This window comes from Mesorhizobium sp. WSM4807 (genome assembly GCF_055811615.1).
Window position 1 is genome coordinate 40,500 of the sequence record NZ_JBVVQY010000028.1, and the last position, 18,174, is coordinate 58,673.

Sequence of the window (18,174 nt, forward strand, 5' to 3'; positions counted from 1 at the left end):
GCTCCGGCGAAGGTCAGGCCGGGCGACGCGCGCCAGGCCATCATCGGCAGCTTCTTCACATCTGCGCTTCGGCCGCATCAGCCATGGCACTAGCTGCGTCCTGCGCGGTCATGTCCGGCGTCGCTACGAATTCGGTGACGGTATCCATGATCGCGCCGCGCACCTTCTGCGGGATCGTCATGTTATGCGCCATCGAACGGACAAGCGTGCCGGCATCGATCGACGCCTGCAGATCCTTTTGGGAGAGCTGCTGGCAGGGATTGAAGCCGTTCGAAAGATCGACGTCGAGACGGGCAGGGATTGAGCCCTTGGTCTGATTGAAAATCGTCTGGAACTCGGGCGAGAGGATCGTGCTGGCGAGCAGTTTCTGCCCCTCGACGTAGTCCGGATCCTTCTGCTGGAAGAACACGACCGAGTCGGAATTCAGGATGAAGCCCGGCTTGCCCCAGTCAGTCGGCGCCTGGGCGCAGACATAGTCGGTGCCCTCCTTGAAGCCACCGGCCGTGAGCAGACCGAGCGTCCAATCGCCCATGATGTGGAAGGCGGCCTCGCCGCGGCCGACCAGATGCGACATGGTATCCCAGTCGCGCCCGTTCATGCCGGGATCCATGTACTTCGTGATCATGGTGCGGAACTGTTCGAAGGCCTTGACCATGCCTTCGCTGCGCATCGCCTCGACGTCGCCCTCGACGAAGGCCTTCTTGAAGAGATCGAGATCCATTCCGTAGACCACGACCTCGAAGACCGTCGAATCGGTCCAGTCGGCAGTCGAGTGCGAGATGCAGATTTTGCCTGACGCCACGATCTTGTCGCAGGCGGCGTTGAAGTCTGCCCATGTCTTCGGCACCTCGGCGACGCCCGCGTCCTTCATGACCTTCGGCGATGCCCACAGCCAATTGATGCGGTGGATGTTCATCGGCGCCGCCACCCAGCTGCCGGTCGGCTTCATCACCGGCAGCAATTCGGGAGCGACGACCTTCTCCCAATTTTCCGCTGTCGCCAGTTCGTCGAGATTGGCTGTCATGCCGGTCTCGTTCCATTCGGCGATCTCGGGCCCCTTGAGCTGCACCGCGGGAGGTGCGTTGCCGGCGATCACGTCGGCGCGCAGTTTCGCCAGCGTGTTGGCTGTGTGGCCTGCGATGGAGGTCTGCTGCCAGGTGCCACCCTTCGCGGTAAACATCTCGCCGAGCTTGGCAATGGCCTGGGCGTCCGATCCGGTCGCCCATTGATGTAACAGATTGGTCTTGGGCTCTGCGAATGCGGCTCCCGCAACAAGGGTGTACGCCGTAGCGGCCGCAAGGGCCGTCCTCAGGTATTCCATCGTTTCACTCCCATATGTGATGTACGGTTCGTATCGACCGCTTGTGACCGCGATTTGAAGCCGCCGCCGGTGAGATGCAGGTATCTCTGTTCTTTCCAAGATGACATATTTGAGCTATCAGTCAACGTCCTTTGTGCTCATCATGAACAAACCTTCGCTTAGAAATTGGCTGATCGACAAGCCCTCCGCATCACCGGAGAGCCTGATCGTGCGATGCCTGCGTGAGCGCGGCGTGCTTTCCGCGTCGCAAATCGCGCATATCACCGGTTTGGCGCGGTCGACAGTTTCAACCGCGCTCAATGGCTTGAGAAAGTCCGGAATGGTGATCGAATCCTCGGCCCATCATGACGGGATCAGGGGTATCGGCAGGCCTGCCGCGACCTTGACGCTCAATCCCGCTGCGGGCACCTGCGTCGGAATCCATCTGGGCCTCGACGAGATACGGTGCGTCGTCGCCGATGTGTCGCATTCTGTCATTGCCGAACAAACTATCCCTATGGGGCTGGACTACCAGCCGCAACAGGCGGCCCAGCTCGCCAAGTCAGCAATTGCCCAATGTTACGACGAGAACGGTCTGCCGATGGCGGGGCTCCTGGGGGTTGGGGTTTCCGTCTCGGGCCCTGTCAGCCGCGAAGGAGTGGTACTGCGTGCGAGTATTGTTCCGACCTGGGCCGGGGTCAACATCCGCGATGTGTTCGGGCCGGTTCTCGAACAGCCGATTTTCGCCGATAACGAGAGCAACTGCTCGGCCATTGCGGAGTTGATGTGGGGCGCGGCCGTCGGCCAAGACGATTTCGTGCTGTTCAAGATCGATCTGGGCGTCGGCGGGGCCATTGTCCAGCATGGCCGGCTGGTGACGGGCATCGCCGGCGGCGCCGGCGAATTCGGGCACATCAGCATCGATCCCGGCGGCGATCTTTGCCGGTGCGGCAATCGCGGATGCCTGGAGCTCTATGCGAGTTTTGCCCGGCCGCTTGAGCAGATTTCGCGAATCGTGCGGCGGCCGGTCACGATGGACGACGTGATCATGATGGCTGAACAGGGCGACGTCGGGGCGTTGCGGATGATCGAAGACACCGCCGAGTTTGCCGGCCGTGGTCTTGGCTTGATCGGCTCGGTGATCAATCCGCCGCTCATCATCATCGGTGGCCGCATGGCTTTGGCAGGCGACATTCTCCTGGCGCCGCTGATCGCGTCATATGAACGCCACACGCTCATCAAGTCCCGCGATATCGCGCCCGCCCTGCGGACGCGGATAATTGTTGGCAAGCACACAGAGAACGACGCATTGCTCGGCGCGGTCGGCCTCGTGCTGCGACACAACAGCCGACTGCAATGAGCCAGCTTTGCGCCGGGTGCCGCCCGACCGGTTCCCCTCACTCCCACCTACGAAACCGTCAAAAAAACTGCGCCTTTGATTGTCCCAATAGTATCTCCCAGAGCCGGCCTTCACCGAGCGCGACGTCAAGTTCTCTGAACGCCAGATAGGGGATCAAATATCAGCAACATGATGAGGCTGGTCACAAGAATCTGCGGCAGCGAGCCACCGCCGATCTCGGAGATCGAAGCTGCGATTGACCGCCCGTGGATGATCCCGGCGACGGCTTCCTCGACGATTGTCAGAACGATAAGCAAGGCAAGGTAGAGCAATGCCTTGGCGATTATGACGTAGACGACCCTACGCATCCCGAATCGCTCGCCCAGCCCGACCGCGTGCCCGAGAAGTATGAATTTCGCGAGGATCAATGCCTTGATAACGGCAGGCCATATAGGAGGTAGCTAACCCAGCTCCACCCAGAATTGTTGCCTTATAAAGAACGAGCGCCACGAACAGACGTACAGATACGCGGACGGTAGAAAATACTCTTGCAGCTCGTGCTTTAGCTTTTTTGCAAAGGTCATAAAGCTTCCTTCCAATGCGCTCGCAGTGGGAGGCAGCAACGCTCCCGCCAAAAACGCGCAACCGAAATCCCCTTGAATATTGACGCGCAGATCCGGCATCGACTCGCAGAAGACCGCTGCCGCCTCGACCGATCACGCATGTGTTCATGCCTCCCTCATAGAAACATCGCGTCCAGCCGCTCGATGCTCCAGAACGCCGCGACGGTTCCGATCACATAGGCCGAAGCGACGATAGCCCGCCGCGGTATCGTGATGATGCGCTGTATCGAATGAACGGCGAGCAGGATCGCCGCGATGAATAGGAGTTGCCCGATTTCAACGCCGATATTGAACGACAGCAAAGCGAGCGGAATATCGCCGCGCGGGAGCCCAAGATCAACCAGGGCGCCAGCGAAGCCGAAGCCGTGCAGCAGGCCGAAAGCGAAGGCGACGACCCAAGGCCATTGGATGGTCAGGCTCGACTGCCCGCACTCCATCCTAACGATTTCGGTCGCGACAAGCAGGATGCTGAGGGTGATCATTGCCTCCACCGGCGCAGACGGCAAAGTGACCCAGCCAATGGTGGCGAGAGTCAGCGTGATCGAATGGGCGACGGTGAACGCGGTGATCGTCTCGACTATCCGTCGCCAGCCGCGCACGATCAACATCAGCGCGGCGACGAACAGGAGGTGGTCGAGGCCGGAGGCGATGTGCTCGATGCCGTGGCGAAAATAGGTCGCGGCCACCTCCCAAGGGTTCTGCGTCGCGGGGATCGCCACGTCGGGCGCGCTAGGGGTGAGCCGCTCGACCCATGTGCCGCCATCGGCGAACTCGATGCGCACCAGCGCGTCGGTCATGGTCTGCGATAGGCCCTCGATGCTCACTTTCTGGCCGGCGAGCGGTTCGATCGCTGCAATCCGCCACGTCTGAACCATGGCGTCGCCCGTCGCGCGCGACACCACCGGCGTCAGATTCTCGACCGCGCCAGAAAAGCGCGGCGAAAGCGCGAGCCTGAAATCGCCCTGCATCGGTGTCTTGAAGGTTACGCTGAACTCACCCGGGTTTTCCTCTCGAAGCTCTAGAAACGCCGGGCGCATCTCGTGTGTCAGGGCCGGGGAGGCCCCAACGCATGCCGCAACCAAAAGCAATGCAGCGCGCCCGAACCGCAGGAGTAAGGCTAGGAACCGGACCGGGCTCATCGCGACGCCACATCGGCTTTCGGGCCAGGAGAAAGCAGCTTCGCCACCTCGTCACCATAGACGACACCGTATTTCTCGCGCAGCCGTGCAATGTAGTCGCGGCTGACTTCGTCCTGGCGATCTCTGAGCCATTCGGCTGACACGGCCTCACGCGCCTCTTCGAAAGGACGCGAACCCTGTTCGTTCCGCTCGGAGACATTGATCAGGTGGTAGCCATAGCCGGACTTGAACGGGCCGGCCCAGCTTCCCGTTCTCGCGGCATAGATCTCGCGCGAAAGCTCCTCGCCGAGCATGCCGGTCGCCTGCTGTTCGCCGAGGTTCTCGAACTCGGTGCCGAGCAGAAATCTGTCGCCGAATTCGGCCACGTCGCCGGCATCGCCGGCCTGGAGCCGTTCGAGCATATCGGCCGCATCGGCGGCGGCGTCCTTGCGGCCGTCCGGATTGAAATAGACCTGTCGGAAACTGGCCCTGCTTGCGACGCGGAACAGGTCGAGATTGGCTTCATAGTATTTTCTAAGATCGGCTACCGTCGGCTCGACGACCTTGGCAGTGTCCTTGAGCAGGAACTCCAGTTTCTGGGCCAGCCGGCGCCTGACAATCGTGTCGTGCTCTTCGAGACCCATTTCCCGCGCCTCGCGAGCGAATAGTTCCTCTTTTATCAGCTCAGTAATCAAGGCTTGCAGCTCCTGGCCGTCCGGGGGACGCTGCCACTGGCCCTTGAAAGTTTCGGTGAGCCACTTCAGCTCGCCGTCGCCGATACGCACCGGCTCGATGCTTTTCGTCTGCTCTTCGCTGTCGCCAAGCCATGCAAAGGCAGCGAACAGCACGGTGCCCGCCACGACAAAATGCAGCAATGGTTCATGAAAAAGTTTCATTGGGCGGCGTCCTTGCTAGCTAGGCGGTGTCGATGAGTTGGTGCCGCCTTGGCGAGTGGCGAGCGGTAGGCAGACGCCTCTGGGCGTCTACCTTGTCTTGATGCGTCGCTTCCTTCCTCAAGTGCCTGGCGTGTACCAAATCGGCGAGGTGTAGGCCCGTTCGGTGATGGTCATCGCCGTGCCTGGCAGGGCCTTTACGCCGAACCGCTTGACGTCGTAGGCGGTCCAGCGCGGGGTCGGGATCTCGATCACCCGTCCATAGTAGAAGGCCGGCTGGCTCGCGTCGAAATCCGGGTCCTCCCACACCGCGCTGAGCTCCGGGGAGCCGATCGTATTGGTCCAGCCGGCGTTCGCGGCGTCCACAGTGTCGCCGACCGATGGCAGCTTGCCGGTACCCGCGTCGGGCTTCCGGTCACCGGACCAAGCCACGTCATAGACCTTCTCGTTCAGTTTGCCGTCCGCCTCCAGCCAGCCCTTGACGATCTGGTAGCGGTCGAGGTTGGCGCCGAGCGGATCTTTCAAGGCGGCGACCAGGAAGGTCGGTTTCTTGCCTTCAGGGGCTGCGCGAAGATCGCCGCCCATCGGCACGCCCTTGGTGTAACCGATCTGCCCCGGTAGCCGACTTTGCGCATCCTCACTTGCAAACTCCCAACCGCCGAAGAACCGAACCGCCATGCGCGGGCCGGTGGTGGCGTAGGTCTCCTTGCGCTGCATGGCATCCCAGATCGATGCGCGGGTGTTGTCCTTGGCCCAGACGGCTGCGTAGCCGGAGGCGCCGACCTCCCAGTCCATGATTTTGACACCGGTCTGGGCATTGTTGATAAAGGTTGCGCCGATGCGTTCCGGGCTCGGCTCCTGCGGTGTGGTCTTGCCGAAGAAATTGTCCTCCTCCATGGCGGTGAGGCCGGTGTGCGCATCACTGCTGCTGATGAGGCCGAACTTGTAGGGATTGGTGCCGAGCTCGCGCTCGAGCTTCAGTCCGTTCTTGAGGGCCGAGCGGGCATACTCGAACTCGAGCATCTCCTTGGTCTTGGGAACGCTGCCGTCCAGATTGCCCTTGTCCCAGATCTCGAAACTGGCGAACTCGTCGTTGGGCGAGAGGAACGGATGCGACTCGCCGGTGCCCTTGGTCTGCGAGGTCTCGTAGAGCCGCTCCCATTTCGCCCGCTGCTCGACATATTCGCGGTCCACGGGCTTGCCGAACTGCTCGACGGTGGGGAACATCAGGCCGCTGCTGAGATTGCCGTTATGCGCGATCGCGAGCACATCGCCGCCAGTCTTCTGTTCATAAGCGCCCATCCATTTCCACAAATCGACCGGGTTGTCGCTGCCGTAGGGCGGATAGACGGTGAACGGCTCGACCTGGCTCGCCTTGTCTCCATTGTCGCGGAAGATGACGTTGCGGTGCAGATTGTTGCCGCCGGTGTTCGACGTCCACTCGAAGCCGATGAAGGCGGTGAAAAGGCCGGGATTGTTGTAGTCCTCCGCGGCGGCGATCGTTTCCTGCCACGCGCCCTTGTAGGCGGGCGTGCCCGGGAAATACATGATATCCTTCGGGAACGTCCCGTGCGAGAAGGCGACGATGATCTCGATCGCCGCATCCGCGCCTTTGCCGGACTGTATCATGTCGTACCATTTCTTGCCGGTAGGGTCAGCCAGCACCTCAGGCTTGCCGGCGAACAGATCCGGGAAGAAGCCCATATTGTCGGAGTGATCGGCGACCACGAGAAAGTCGAGCGGGCGGGAAAGCTTCACCGGCTGGCCGGTGGACGAGGTAACCTCCTCGCCCCTGGCGAAGCGGTAAGCGTCCCGCGGTGTCAGCTTGGCGCCGAATGCGCCTGCGTCCATGGAAAACGCGGTGTGCAGATGCGTATCGCCGAAGAATGGGCGCGTCGGGAAGTCGCGCTCCGCGTATGGCGAGTAGGCCGGCGGGTGCTGGTGCGCGGCGTCGGCCTTTCCCTTGTCCAGGGCCCCGGCGTCCTGCGCAATCGCCGGAAGCGCGAAGCTCATCAGGCTTGCTAGTGCCGTCCCGTACAGCAATGTCTTGGTCATGGATTCCCTCCTGAAGGTTGAACTGAGTCAGTGATGAGCTGGGCGGCAGGCGGCATCGCCGCATGGCTCGCGCCCCACTTGGCAATAGGTTGGCCGCCGGCGTGTCGATAGGTGCTGATGAAGTCCGACTTCTGCTTCTCGGATCCGTAGAAGCGAATGAGGCCGCGCTCACCGGCCTCGCCGACAGCCAGCCGGCCGAGCGCGATCTCGCTGATGACAGCCTCGCCGGTAACCAGAACCAGATCGCCCGGTTCGGCGGAGGCAACATGGACCTTGGCATGCAAGCCTTCGGCGCTCGGCTCGAAGCGGGTCCAAAGCACCGGCTCGACAAGGACAAGGGAAAAGGCTGGCTGTGATGGCTCGGATGACGCGGCGCGGAGCAATTCGGCGAACCCGGTGAGCGCCGTCTGGGTCGCGCGAAATCGCTGCCCGAACAAATCTGCTCCGGCCCGATTGAAATTCGCCAAGGGCAGCCGCCGCGCCGCGACCTCCCGCGATATGGCTCCAATGACATGAAGCGAATCCGGATAGGCCCAGTTCAAAACGCCGCGCGAAACCGACTGCGGGCTGTCATAGCCGCACGCGACTGCTTCCGAAAAGGGGGCCATCACCCCCGCCATCAGGGTTAGCCAGACAACGCCGGAGTTTCTCAACGCCAGAACTCTCATAGTGCTCCCACCTAATAGGAAGGTCGCGTCGTCCAGCCGGGCTGGCCGCTCCGAGGGGCTTTGCCTGCCCTTGGTGAGGCTCGCGCATTGTTCGGCGGCACGGAACGTAATTAACTGTATCCTACAGGCGGAATTCGTTGGGGTGGCCAGGCAGGGATCTCATGTGGATCTCATGGGCCACACCCTCAGAATTTCTGCGGTGATCCAGGTTGGAACGAAAACCAGGCGTGAACAAAAAGCAGGCCCAGCGCGGCATGGAGAACAACGGTCGGCCACAATAGTTTTCCGACCTGGGCACCTTCCATCCCGAGATAGGCGAGATAGATGGCGGCAAGGACGTTGTAGGTCAGCATTCCCGCCAGCGGCGAGCTCCTTCCCTGATCCTGCCGGCCCATCCAACTGCTTACTGCCAGAGCGAGCAGCGCGACGCCGGTGACGCGGGCAACTGTCAGCCCGTACCGGTCAGACCGTCGCCGAGCAACAACACGGCGACCGTGTTCGGAACGACGATCAGGGCCACACCCATGGCGGCCTCGATGACACCTGCTGCCGCAAGTAACCAAACAACCGGCACCGCTATCAATGCTCGCCGCGAACTCAACAGTACACACCGGCCGCGCAGCGCCGTACCGTGCGCCGCGCCACCCCGGCGACACTGACCGGCGTCAGGGGACGCCCGACCCTGGCCTCGGCGCTGGAGACAAGGCTGCTAAAGCCGGGAAGCGCTAGCTGCTGCGAGGCTTCAAGCCCGAACAGTCCAACGGCTCCAGCGAGCACGACGATTCTCAGTTTTCTCGACACGGTCATTTGGGGGCTCCTGGCGAAAGATGTGTGGGCAGTTCATCGAAGTCGACAAGTTCCTTCAGATCGACCTTCTTGGCACCGTCCGGCGCCTTGAAGGCGAAATCGTCCGCGGCAACATCAGCGCCGGTTTTCCAGTCGCTGATCTGAATGCTGTATTGCGGACCTTGGTCGACTGCGTTGGACGTGATGACATAACGGCAGGGATAGGGATGCTCACCTTGCGCGATCCATATCTGCCAATCGACTTCCTTTTTCCGAAACGCCAGATGATCGCACTCCGTGCCGCCGATCACGCCGCTGCCGAGATCCTTGACGTCGGTGACGTCGCGCATCAACTCGTCGTAGACGTTCGACAGCAGAAGATCGGCGCCGGGGACTGGCCTCTTGTATTTGTTCCGCAGCTCGTCGACCAGATGATCGAGTGTGCCGGGGATATCGACCTGCGTATAGAGATTGGCGTCCTTGCCCAGAAGCGTTAGCGTCTTGCCGTCAAAGACCATTTCGACATTGGCAAACCCGCCGTGGCGGCTGCCGCGGAACTTGTCGGGCCGGCTGAGATCCATCATGCCCGAACTCGCCAGCAGCAGCTTCTGGTGATCCTTGGTGACGATCTCGAGATTGGTGTCGTATGCGAACGATATGGTCGTCTGCGCGGTCAGGTAATCCGACATCGCCTTGAGCATGCTCTTGGCCGCAGCCTCGTCGGCCCTTGCGGGCGCTCCCAGGCCAATTGCCAGAACCAGCGCCACAACAGGTGCCGCAAAGCTTCCGACCAATGCTTGACCTGTAAAAGATCGTCTGTTGGTTTTCATGCCAGTCACCTTCCGGCTTGTTGCGCCGAGGTGACGTTGCGGCATTGCCGCTCCGTGCGCAACGTAACTAACTGTATCCTACTCGAAGAATTACGGTCAGTCTGCGATCGTGAGGCCGGCTTTCTCAGCGAGCCAATCAAGAAGTCGACGTCTTGCGAACAGGCTTATCCTTGCCGCGCGATGCAGCGCCGAGGCGGAGACCGCCGCCGCCCAGAGTCGCGCGTGTCGACGATACTGTCCGCAGACAACTAGAACGCTTTCTCTCAGTCGGCCACGACCTGCCAGGCATCGTCCGGGTTGAAGCGGTCGATGTATTTGACGATCTGCTCGGTGGTTGGGCCGAGGTCGGTTTCGTAGATGACGCCGTGCTGGTTGACGGCGAAGGTTTTTGCGCCTGTCTCGCCGTATTTGGCAGGCCAGGCGATGAGGCCGAAGCCGGCGATCATGTTGCCGTTTATGACGTAGTCGTAGGCGCCGCCGGCGATATGGTCGCCCTGGCCGGTCAGGATCTTGTACTTGTAGCCGAAATAGCCTTCGCCCTTGGCCGCGTCCTCGAGCTCGGCCTGATCGATATTGCCACCGGCCGGGCTCTCGCCGTTGATGTCGTCTGTCGGCCAGTAGAGTCCGTCGGTCGCGCCTTCCGAGCTGATCAGCTTCTGCGCGAACTCCTCCACGCCATCCTCGTCGCGGTCCTGCGACGCATAGTCCTCCTGCGCATCGACATAGGCGCGCATCGTCTCGATCGCGGTGAGCTCGTTCTCGCCGACATACCGGTTCACGATCTCTTCGAGCCCGGCATAGGTGTCGAAAGCCCACTTGCTGTCCTTGCCCTTGACGATCGGAAACGGCAGCGGCCACAGCTTGTCGCCGATCTGCAGCGTGCGGCGGTCGCCCTCGCCATCGAGGACAAGCTGCTTGGCCACACCCTCCTTGATCGCCGCCAGCGTCTCGTCCGAGTTCTCGTCAGCTTTCAGCTTTTCCGCATCGAGGCCGAGAAGGGCCGCAACCGCACCGTTGCCGGCGTCGTTGAGGGCCTGCTTGAATGCTTCGACCGCTGCCTCGGGCGTATCGAAGACAGGCGGCTCGGCGGCGGCCGCAAAGGCGGTGATCTCCGGCGCCTCCGGCGCATCCTGTGCGGCGGCTGGCTGCCAGACAGCGATGCCCACTGCAAGCGCCACGGCGCAGACAGAGCGGAGAAGGATCGTATGCAAAACTCCCGTGTGACGGGTGGTGCTGAACATCTGTGTCATAATCCTGTCCTCCCGTTCCGTTAACGCCCGCGTCCGCCGCCGCCGCGCTTGATCTGCTTGTGGCCGCCACCGCCGCGCTGGCCGCCGCCCATCGACTTGTGGCCACGGTTGGAGCTGACCTTGGTCGCCTTGCCGCGATCGACGTTGCCAAGCCCCGACGGTTTCTTCGGCCGGTTGTCGACCCTTGCCGCAGGTTTTGGCTTGCCAGCCGGACGGTTCACCTTAGCCGGCTTCGCCGCCGGGCGATTGGCGGTAGGCCTGGCCGCAGGTTTCTGGATGTTGGCGGGCTTGGCGGGGCGGGTGACGTTGGCGGGCTTGGCCTTCAGCCCGTCCAGCGTGCTCTTGCGGATGTCTCTCGTTGCAGCCGTCTTGCCCGGCACCCTGTTGGCGAGTTTGTCGTTCTTCTTGATGTCGCGGGCGCGGTCGCGGATAGCGTTGTCGCCATTCTTCTCGATCCGGTTCTTGATGTTGGTCTGGTCAAACTTGTTGATCTGGTTGCGGTCGATATTGATCTTGTCGCGGTCGATGTTCTTCCAGTCGACGTCGTTGAAGTTGATCTTGCCGTTGAAGTCGCGGTTGTTGAAGCAGTTGTTGCAATCGATGTTGATGTCGTTGCCGTTCCAGCGGCCGCCCCACACGCCCCAATCATCCCAGTCGACGGCGGCGGCCCAAATGGCGCCCGTCACCGCCCCGGCGAAAAAGGTCGCTCCCGGATACCAATAATAGGGATAGGGGTCGGGATAATAGCGGATCGGCTCCCACACATAGTTGGGCTCATAAAACATCTGCGGCGGATATTGCGGGACGTAGATCACTTCGGGGCTCGCCGACTTGATGACGAAATTGTCGTTCTCCTTGACCACCTGGATCTTGTCGTCGGTCTTGATCACGCCCTTGGCGACCGCCTCGTCGCGCAGCTGCTGGATGGCAACCAGCACGTCCTTCTGCTGGTAGGCGATGGCATCGCCGAGCGTCTGCGTCCATTCGAGGTCGTCGCTCATCATCTTGACGATGTCCGGATAGTTGAGCAGCGACACCACGGAGCCGTCCCAGCTGTCCTTGGGTTTCAGGCTCTTGTCTTTCTCGTACCGGTCGAGGAAGCGCGCCGCCTCGACGATTTGTAGCGGATAGAGTGCAGCAGCCGTGATCACCGCGATCAGCTCGTCCGGATAGAGCGCGATCCGCGCCACAAGCACCTCCATTTCGTCCGCGCTCAACGGCTCCGGCGAGGCCGCCGCATCGCCGGATGCGTCAGCCGCCGCGATCTGTTCTTGTGCAAAGACAGGATGCGCCGAGTCAAACCCGGCAAGCAGCAGCGCCAGCGCCGCAGCGCCGATCTTCAACATATCATTGCCCGTCATGCTCTATCCTCCCTGCTTGTCGTCGTCCCGGCAGGCCTTTGTGCCGGGCGGCTATTTTGGAAATAGGAACGTCACCGCGCCGCGGAATCCAAACCCGTCGGGGCCGCTGTCGGGGCTTTCGGCCCAATAGCGCACCCCGGCGGTGAAGCTCACTGGCTGATGGCCAAACTTGGTAAGCTTAGCCACGGTGAAGTTCACTGGAACCGACCAGTCCTCGGTTTCCCAATTGTATGTGCTTTCCGTGTTGACGCCGAACGTCCACGCGTCGGCAGTCGTGTAGGAGACGAAGGGCTGCAGGAAGGTGGAGCTGATATCCGCCCGGTCGCCCTCGCCGGCAAAGGACCAGATGTGGTTCCCCAGCGCGCCGAACGTCCAGCCCCCATGCTGCTTCAGCACGACGGCGGTCGGGCCGGCGCCCCACTTGCCGCCGCCCAGCAGGTCGTCGGTCGCGGTCGGAACGAGGAACACCGGACCTACGCCCCAGATGATGCCCGATGGCCCCGGATTCTTCGGCGAGAAGAACAGGCTCTGGGTGATATCGCCGAGGCCGGACTGCTCGCCCGACGGTCCGGCGATGTCGTTTTGCCAGATCACCGGCAGGATGGTGCGCGAGATCATGTTCCAGTCGTCGTTCAGCGAGACAGGGATGACTGGCTGGATGTTGAGATAGGCGCGCTCGCCGTCGTTAGGCCCGAAGCCGCTGTCATAGTTGAACTGCAACGGTACGCTGATCAGCGACGCGATCGGATTGGAAAGCTTCTTGGCGAGTTCCTGGCTGTCGTCCTGGGCTGCAGCGAAATCGCAAAAGACAGATACGACGGCAAAGGCGATACCCGTAGGAATGGTTTGGATTGCTTTCATGCAAGCGCCTCCCGGCAGCGCGAAGTCACTTATTCGTTAGACAATCCCAACAAGGCGTCATCGATAGCAGACAGCAAAAAAGTGGCTGCGAAAGGCTTGCGAAGAAAGGCCACGCAGCCCGCGTCACGCGCCTCCGCTTCAAGCGCGTCGTCGTCAACTGCGGTGATGAAGATAACCGGCAGGCTGGAGCCGAAATCGCGAAGCCAACGCCGCAGCTGGATTCCGGACATGTTGCCAAGATGAATGTCGAGCACCAGGCAACCGATCGTGCCGGCGAAATCGGATTCAAGAAACGTCTCTGCCGACGCGTATCCATGCGTTTGGTGACCGTGCGCGTTTAGCAACCGTTCAATGCTTCTCCGCACGCTCGGATCGTCTTCCACGACAGCCACTGTTCGTGGCGGGCTTTCCACATTTGGCTCCTCGAAGGGGCGACGCGTGCGAGTATCAACGGAGAGATTGTGAGCCGAGTTAACGTCACTGGATATTGGCCTTTGGGGAAGCACCGAATGTTGGATTTGAGCCTGTTTGCGCTGCCCGAACGGCCCCCAGCCTCTCCGCGATCGATACCATCTCGGCGAGGGACGTAACGCCCAACTTTTCCATGACGCTGTGCCGATGCGCCTTGACCGTGCGCTCGGAGGTGTTCAGGTCGTATGCAACCTGCTTGTTACGCCTGCCGCGAACGACCAGATCGAAAACCTGGATTTCGCGTGGCGTTAGGCTGAACACTTTGGTCTGGAGCGCCTGAATCTGATCGTGTCCGGCGCGCCGTTTTTCATTCTTGGCGAGCGCGCGCTCGATCGCCTCACGTAAGATTTGGGACGAAATGGGTTTCTCCAGAAAATCATCGGCACCTGCCTTCATTGCCTGAACACTCGCGGCAATCGTGCCTTGGCCCGTCAAGAAGACGATGGGTAGCAGCGGGACCGCCAGTACGAGCCTTTCCTGCAGCTCCGGACCGCTGAGCCCTGGCATGCGCAGATCAAGAAGGATGCAGCCGGCTTCCGATTCCGGCAGCTGCGCCAGGAAATCCTCGCCCGACTGGTAGCCGCTAACCCGAAAACCATAGGTTTCGACGAGACGTCCGAGCGCCGTTCGAAACGATGCGTCGTCATCGATAATGTGAATGAATGGTTCCATAGGCGTTCAAGTGGCCTCCGCGAGCGGCAGGACGAAGCGGAACACCGCGCCGCCGCCGACGCGATTGTCCGCCCAGATCTTTCCACCGTAAGTTTCCACGATCGCGCGAGCGATGGAGAGCCCCAGCCCGGTTCCGGTTGGCTTTGTCGTGTAGAATGCTGCGAAGATACTATCGAGATGGTCTTTTGGGATGCCCCTGCCGGTGTCTGAAATCGACATCTCGACCCTGGCATCGCCCTGTAACGCCGTCTGAAACACAAGCTTGCGGTTCGCTGTTACCGATTCGACCATCGCGTCCATTGCATTGGTCGCGAGATTCAGGATGACCTGCTGCAGATGAACCTTGTCGGCGCGAACCGGCAGTCTGCCCGTGGATTGCTCGGCGCTTACGGCCACCTGTTTCTTAGCGGCTTCAGCGCGCAAGATACAAATGGCGCCGTCGACGACCTCATTGAGGTCAAACTCCTGCCAGTCGATCTCACTCCTTTTCTTCAGCATACCCCGAAGGCGAAGAATAATATCGCCTGCTCGCTGGTCGTCGTCCCTGATGTCAGCCAAAATCTGCTGGATGAGATCCAGATCAGGCGTCTTTCCCTTGAGTATCATCTCCGCTGCCTCGGCATTGCTGAGAATGGCGCCCAGCGGCTGGTTGAGTTCGTGAGCGATCGATGCCGACAATGCGCCTGCGGTTGCAGACTGATTCATGTGGACCAGCTCAAGGAGACGTAGGCTGGATTCACCTTCGGCGGCGAAACGCCGGCGTCGCTCGAAGAGCAGCCCAGTGATGATCAGGGCCTGTAAGGCGACCAGGGCAATGGCTCCCGCGACCAAATCGCCATGCTGCTCCCAAAGCGTAGGTTCTCTGAAACTCAACGCGGTCTCTGCAGGAAGCGCGCTTTCCGACAGGCCCCATCGCTTTAGCTGCCTTGCGTCGGCAAAGAATGTTTGCGGCACTTCGATGTCTGTGATCGGCTTTCCCGCGAGTGCATCCAAAGCCAAGCCGGCGACCGCGTTTCCCAAGGACTCGAAGGTTACCGAGTTTCCGCCTACGACACCTTGACCAACGTAGGTGTCATAGGGTCCATAAATCGGCGCACTGGCCTTCGCCGCCATTATTCCTAAAGCGTCTTTGGGCAGGAAGTTGCGGCCTGTACTATCGGCAAGAATGGTGAGGAACAGGACAATACTGTCCGGTGGGAAGTGGGAGGCACGCTCCACGAATTCATCGATCGAATAACCTTCCAAGTAGGTGGTTGCGTAATCTTTTGAAGCGACCGCGAGGTCGGTTCTAGCGCTGTCAAGCCAAGTGCGATCGAAAGCTGCCGAACCACCAATGATGAAAAGATTTTCGGCGTCGGGCTGGAGGGCGCGGGCCAATTCGAGCGTCTTGGCAATATCGAATTCGCTGAAAGCCCCGACGACATCTGCCGGCAAGTTGAGTTTCGAAGCACTGTCACGCCCGAAGCCGCAGAACACGATCTTTGCGTCGGGCGCGATCGCCTCACGGTTATTGACGATGAAACGGGTTGCCGATTCTCCGAGCGCGATCACGACGTCCGGGCGATGATCGAAGTATTTCTCGGCCATGTACCGTGCCATGCGGTCGATGTGAGCAGGCTCGGGAAACCTCGATAGGTCCAGATATTCCGAGAACAGATCGATTTTGCCGGCCGTCGCCTCCTGCAGTCGCTCCCTGGCGTTATCTCCGGCAATCGCACTCGCGGGCAGCCACTCGTCATACGGATGGAGGATGAGCACGCGCGGGGACCAACCGACGATTTCAGCGGTCGCAAAGCCGCAAGCCAGGAAAATGGCGACCAACATAACGGCAAGGAACCCGACCGCGTTCTGCACGCGTCGGCGCGACCGAACAGGCGGATCGCGAAGCATGACGGATGTCCCCTCGTAGCCCAAGTTCTTAGCCGGGAAGTAGATCGGGCAGCGTTACCGCATCTGCACCTGAACAACTTCCCCAAAGGACAATATCACCATCGCATCGTCGGGGCTACCGTGGCGTCAGCTTGCGCGCTCCGTCTGATTAAAGGCCGGCGCACAGGCGCAGAATCGTTCCAATTCGAGCGATTGGCGATTTTATTTCGCCCAGCAGGAGGAGCTGACATGAGTTCTAAAATTCTTACTTACAGCATCGGGATCTTGACCGCCGCGACGGTTCTTTGGGGCGCGCATGCGCCGGCACAGGCCCAGGATGCGCAAAAGCCCAACATCCTGTTCATCATGGGCGATGATATCGGCTGGATGCAGCCCAGCATCTATCATCAGGGCCTGATGGTCGGCGAAACGCCCAACATCGATCGCATCGGCCAGGAAGGTGCGAAATTCATGACCTACTATGCCGAGCAGAGCTGCACTGCCGGGCGTACCGCCTTCATCACCGGCATGCAGCCGGTGCGCGTCGGCATGGTCCTGCCGGAAATTCCCGGAAGCCCGTCCTACCTGCGGGCCGGCACGCCTCACCTCGCCAGGTTCCTGAATGATCTCGGCTACTCGACAGGTGAGTTCGGCAAGAACCATCTCGGCGATACCACCGAATCCCTGCCGACGGCACACGGGTTCCAAGAATTTTGGGGCTACCTCTATCACCTCGACGCTATGCAGGGCGTGAGCTTCCCCGACATCAACAAGTCGCCTACCGAGCAGGGGATCGCGCCCGCTTGCAAAAACACGCCAATCCCCGGCTTGGCGGAAGACCCGGCGGCCGTGGACCCGAAGACCACGACCTGTCTGACGCCGCCCCGTCCAATGCTCGCGTGCACATCCTCCGACGGATCCCCGGCAAATCAGTCCTGCAAGGACGAGGGTCCGCTGACGCTGGAGCGGTCAAAGACCATTGACGAGGAAATCTCTGCCAAGGTCGTCGACTTCCTCGACCGAAACGACCCGAAGAAGACCGACAAGCCTTTCTTCGTCTGGTACAACCCGGCGCGCATGCACATCACGACAGTGTTGCCTGACAAATATTTGAATATGATCGGCGAGCCCGGCGGCAAGGACTGGGGCATGAACGAAGCCGGCATGAAGCAGATGGACGACAACATCGGCGTCGTCCTCAAGAAGCTGGAAGACATGGGCCAGCTCGACAACACCATCGTCGTCTTCACCACCGACAACGGAGCCGAGACGATCACCTTCCCGGATGGCGGCACCACCCCGTTCAAGGGCGGCAAGCTCAGCACCTGGGAAGGCGGCATGCGGGCACCACTGGTCGTTCGCTGGCCGGGGCACATCGAGCCCGGCACCGTCAAGAACGACATGTTCTCGGCGCTCGACTGGCTGCCGACGCTCGTGAACATCGCAGGCGGCCCGAAGGGTGATGGATTGAAGAAGGAGATCGAAACGGGCAAATATCCGAATGTCGTCAAGACCACTCTCGACGGCATCGATCAGCGGGACTTCCTGGAAGGGAAGTCGCCATCCGTGCGCGACACTTTCTTGTACTATTCCGGCAAGGAGCCGTCGGCGGTCCGCTACAAGAACTGGAAGATGTACTTCGCGATGGTTTCGGATGACCCAGCCGGGTTCATTAACGGTGTAATGCCCTTTGCCTGGACCCAGGTCGTCAACATCAAGCGCGATCCGTTCGAGACCTCGGTCGGACAGCAGATCAAGACACTTTTCGGTATGGGCGGCTCCATCGCGTCACCGTCCACCGCCTACGTCTATGACTGGAACATCCTGCCCATCGGCCAGCAGTTGTGGCTGAAGCATCTCGAGACCTACATCGCCTTCCCGCCGCTCCAGGACCCTGCAAGCTACAATCTGGAGCAAGTGATGGCGCAAGTCCGGAGCATGAAGACAGGTCACGACTGACGCACCCGCCAATGCCGGACGCCCCAGGGCGTCCGGTCGTGCGTGAGCCCGGCTGCGCGCCACCCAACAGGCGCACGGTCCGATCGACTTCCCCAAAGGACAATATCATCAAGCGTTGC

General features: G+C 60.9%; 19 protein-coding genes. 2 read left to right on the plus strand and 17 right to left on the minus strand.

Annotation, left to right across the window (positions count from 1 at the left end):
- Nucleotides 1–55 precede the first annotated feature (55 nt).
- The gene (locus tag AC0L3N_RS27200) at nt 56–1,321 is read right to left on the minus strand and encodes an ABC transporter substrate-binding protein (RefSeq protein ID WP_473550587.1); all 1,266 of its coding nucleotides are present in this window, start codon (nt 1,319–1,321) and stop codon (nt 56–58) included.
- A gap of 142 nt (nt 1,322–1,463) precedes the next feature.
- Here AC0L3N_RS27200 and AC0L3N_RS27205 point away from each other — a divergent pair, with 142 nt between their 5' ends.
- A complete protein-coding gene (locus tag AC0L3N_RS27205; protein WP_473550588.1) occupies nt 1,464–2,660 on the plus strand; it encodes an ROK family transcriptional regulator in 1,197 nt (398 codons plus the stop codon).
- Between the two features lie 125 nt (nt 2,661–2,785).
- Here AC0L3N_RS27205 and AC0L3N_RS27210 read toward each other — a convergent pair whose 3' ends face one another.
- The 16 genes from AC0L3N_RS27210 to AC0L3N_RS27285 form a co-directional block, all read right to left on the minus strand.
- Nucleotides 2,786–3,007: a hypothetical protein gene (locus AC0L3N_RS27210; protein WP_473550590.1), complete on the minus strand. Its 222-nt coding sequence runs from the start codon at nt 3,005–3,007 to the stop codon at nt 2,786–2,788.
- A 93-nt stretch (nt 3,008–3,100) separates the two neighbouring features.
- The gene (locus AC0L3N_RS27215; RefSeq protein WP_473550591.1) at nt 3,101–3,322 is read right to left on the minus strand and encodes a hypothetical protein; all 222 of its coding nucleotides are present in this window, start codon (nt 3,320–3,322) and stop codon (nt 3,101–3,103) included.
- Between the two features lie 56 nt (nt 3,323–3,378).
- Nucleotides 3,379–4,299 (minus strand): HupE/UreJ family protein, encoded by a 921-nt coding sequence (locus AC0L3N_RS27220; protein ID WP_473550592.1) that lies wholly within the window; start codon nt 4,297–4,299, stop codon nt 3,379–3,381.
- A gap of 98 nt (nt 4,300–4,397) precedes the next feature.
- Nucleotides 4,398–5,276 (minus strand): peptidyl-prolyl cis-trans isomerase, encoded by an 879-nt coding sequence (locus AC0L3N_RS27225; protein ID WP_473550594.1) that lies wholly within the window; start codon nt 5,274–5,276, stop codon nt 4,398–4,400.
- Between the two features lie 117 nt (nt 5,277–5,393).
- Nucleotides 5,394–7,328, minus strand: coding sequence for a DUF3604 domain-containing protein (locus tag AC0L3N_RS27230; protein ID WP_473550595.1), 1,935 nt, complete (start codon nt 7,326–7,328; stop codon nt 5,394–5,396).
- A complete protein-coding gene (locus AC0L3N_RS27235; protein WP_473550596.1) occupies nt 7,325–7,996 on the minus strand; it encodes a hypothetical protein in 672 nt (223 codons plus the stop codon). The genes AC0L3N_RS27230 and AC0L3N_RS27235 overlap by 4 nt, the downstream gene beginning before the upstream one ends.
- 185 nt (nt 7,997–8,181) lie before the next feature.
- Complete coding sequence (locus AC0L3N_RS27240) at nt 8,182–8,349, minus strand: hypothetical protein (protein WP_473550598.1); 168 nt, start codon at nt 8,347–8,349, stop codon at nt 8,182–8,184.
- A gap of 95 nt (nt 8,350–8,444) precedes the next feature.
- Complete coding sequence (locus tag AC0L3N_RS27245; protein ID WP_473550599.1) at nt 8,445–8,597, minus strand: hypothetical protein; 153 nt, start codon at nt 8,595–8,597, stop codon at nt 8,445–8,447.
- The gene (locus AC0L3N_RS27250) at nt 8,594–8,803 is read right to left on the minus strand and encodes a hypothetical protein (protein ID WP_077377871.1); all 210 of its coding nucleotides are present in this window, start codon (nt 8,801–8,803) and stop codon (nt 8,594–8,596) included. The genes AC0L3N_RS27245 and AC0L3N_RS27250 overlap by 4 nt, the downstream gene beginning before the upstream one ends.
- Nucleotides 8,800–9,483, minus strand: coding sequence for a DUF2092 domain-containing protein (locus AC0L3N_RS27255; protein WP_473550631.1), 684 nt, complete (start codon nt 9,481–9,483; stop codon nt 8,800–8,802). Before AC0L3N_RS27255 ends, AC0L3N_RS27250 begins: the two co-directional genes overlap by 4 nt.
- A 392-nt stretch (nt 9,484–9,875) precedes the next feature.
- On the minus strand, nt 9,876–10,862 hold the full coding sequence (locus tag AC0L3N_RS27260; RefSeq protein WP_473550601.1) for a DUF2950 domain-containing protein: 987 nt from the start codon (nt 10,860–10,862) through the stop codon (nt 9,876–9,878).
- Between the two features lie 20 nt (nt 10,863–10,882).
- The gene (locus AC0L3N_RS27265; RefSeq protein ID WP_473550633.1) at nt 10,883–12,208 is read right to left on the minus strand and encodes a DUF3300 domain-containing protein; all 1,326 of its coding nucleotides are present in this window, start codon (nt 12,206–12,208) and stop codon (nt 10,883–10,885) included.
- Nucleotides 12,209–12,274: 66 nt separating this feature from the next.
- Entirely contained in the window at nt 12,275–13,084 is an 810-nt protein-coding gene (locus tag AC0L3N_RS27270) for a transporter (protein WP_473550602.1), read from the minus strand.
- Between the two features lie 29 nt (nt 13,085–13,113).
- The gene (locus AC0L3N_RS27275; RefSeq protein WP_473550603.1) at nt 13,114–13,497 is read right to left on the minus strand and encodes a response regulator transcription factor; all 384 of its coding nucleotides are present in this window, start codon (nt 13,495–13,497) and stop codon (nt 13,114–13,116) included.
- Nucleotides 13,498–13,561: 64 nt separating this feature from the next.
- Nucleotides 13,562–14,227 carry a response regulator transcription factor gene (locus tag AC0L3N_RS27280; RefSeq protein WP_473529599.1) on the minus strand — a complete coding sequence of 222 codons (666 nt, stop codon included), beginning with the start codon at nt 14,225–14,227 and terminating at the stop codon, nt 13,562–13,564.
- A 6-nt stretch (nt 14,228–14,233) separates the two neighbouring features.
- Nucleotides 14,234–16,051 carry a sensor histidine kinase gene (locus AC0L3N_RS27285; RefSeq protein ID WP_473550604.1) on the minus strand — a complete coding sequence of 606 codons (1,818 nt, stop codon included), beginning with the start codon at nt 16,049–16,051 and terminating at the stop codon, nt 14,234–14,236.
- Here AC0L3N_RS27285 and AC0L3N_RS27290 point away from each other — a divergent pair.
- The gene (locus AC0L3N_RS27290; protein ID WP_473550606.1) at nt 15,971–18,055 is read left to right on the plus strand and encodes an arylsulfatase; all 2,085 of its coding nucleotides are present in this window, start codon (nt 15,971–15,973) and stop codon (nt 18,053–18,055) included. The genes AC0L3N_RS27285 and AC0L3N_RS27290 overlap by 81 nt on opposite strands.
- Nucleotides 18,056–18,174 lie beyond the last annotated feature (119 nt).